Source organism: Acidobacteriota bacterium (assembly GCA_040752915.1).
Classification (GTDB): domain Bacteria; phylum Acidobacteriota; class UBA4820; order UBA4820; family DSQY01; genus JBFLVU01.
This window is the reverse complement of the sequence record JBFMHB010000087.1, coordinates 7,556-9,144: the sequence shown is the minus strand read 5'-3', so window position 1 is coordinate 9,144 and position 1,589 is coordinate 7,556. Positions and strand designations below refer to the sequence as shown.

At 69.6% G+C, this 1,589-nt stretch carries 2 protein-coding genes; both read left to right on the top strand.

The annotated features are described in order from the left end of the window. Positions 1 to 182 (top strand): hypothetical protein (locus AB1824_12125; GenBank protein ID MEW5765711.1); only part of this gene is annotated, 182 nt, incomplete at its 5' end. Next, a partial coding sequence (locus tag AB1824_12120; GenBank protein MEW5765710.1) for a hypothetical protein occupies positions 179 to 1,589 on the top strand: 1,411 nt, incomplete at its 3' end. The genes AB1824_12125 and AB1824_12120, both read left to right, overlap by 4 nt.

Here is a 1,589-nt window from a genome sequence, read left to right as displayed (position 1 = left end):
CCGCCGTCGTGTGGAGGGAGGGCCGCGCCTCCCACCCCTTCGGCGTCGGGGGTTGCTGGTACCGACCTTCTGCCGCCGGTTCCGCCGCGGCGGCCGTCCGGGTCCCGTCCGACACGGACGGAGACGGAGAGCGCACGCCCCTCGACCTCGGTGAACTCTGGATCGCCTGGGAGGTTCCATGACCCACACCCATCCGCCCCACGCGGGCCGCCCCGCCGCCCAACCCCGCCCGGCGCCCCGAGGACGCGCGCCGGGGCCCGCTCGGCCCGCGGCCCGACAGCCCGGCTGCCTCGCGAGCCTCTTTCTGGACATCACGGGGCTCTCCTTTTTGGCGGGCATCAAGAAAAAGCTGGGAGGGCCGGGATTCGCCTTCGCCTTCCTCCTAGTTCTCCTCTTCATGTTCCTCATGGGGGCGCGGATCGAGCGCTACGGGCACCTCGGGGAACACCAGTACGTCATGCAGATCCTGCCCATGGCGGGATGCTTCTCGCCCATCCTGGCCCTCCTCATGACCGCGGCCTTCGGCATCGGGGACTGCCTCACCAACGCCACCTACTGGCTCTTTCCCCAGAGCCCCGTCCTCAACATGTACACGCTCTTCAAGAAGCCGGGGCCCCTCCTCACGTGGGGAGCCTACGCGCGGATGGATTTCATCACCCTGCCCCTGTACGCCATCCTTCCGGGTTTGGGCTCGCGCATCCTCTACTCCATCGTCTCCCGCGTGTTCCAGGCCGGGCGGGCGAAGATCATGAAAGACGGGGGGACGCCCGACAAGGAGGCCCTCCAGCGCCAGCTCAACCAGGCGCTTCAGGAGCAGGGCGCCGCCGCCCAGCGCCAGCAGGCGGCCATGGGCAAGGTCCAGCAGGCCGAGGGAAAGGCCGACGCCGCCGCCGAAAACGTCCGGACCGTGGAGGCCCGGGAGGAGGGTGCGGCCCGCTCGCTGCAGGAGGCCAACGCCCGGACCCAGGACCTCAACCGGGACGTGCAGGACCTGCGCACCCGGGCCGCGCACACGGCGGAGGATGTGTCCCGGGCGGGACGAGAGGTTCAAGAAGCGGACCGGACTCTGGAGCGGAACCGGGACAACCTTGAACACACCGACGCCGAACTTCGCCAGAGCAGCCACAAGGAAGAGGAACTCAAGGAGAAGCTCGCCGAGCACCGCGCCGACGCCGAAGCCTACCAGCGCGACGTGGAGGACAGCCTGAAGAAGGGACAGGCCCTCCGGCAGGAGCGGGACGCGCTGGCCGAAATCGAGCGGACTGGACGGCTCCCCGACGGCCGGCCGCTCACGCCCGAGGGCCTCAAGAAGGTCCACGAGGACCTGCAGGCCGCCGAAGGAAAGCTGGCCGCCGAGCGATCCCGCTTCGAAGAGGCCTCGGCTCTGAAAGCCAAGGCCGACCGCCGAGTGAAGGCCGAGGAGAAGGAGCTCCAAGACCTGCAGGAGCGCAACGAGCAGCTCTTGGAGCGTTACCGGAAGGAACAGGCGGAGGTGGAGCGCGCCGAGCGCGAAAAGGCCGAGGCGGAGGAGCGACTGAGGGCCCAGGAGGCGGAGAACGAGGCCGCCCAGCGGCAGATGGAGAGGGCCC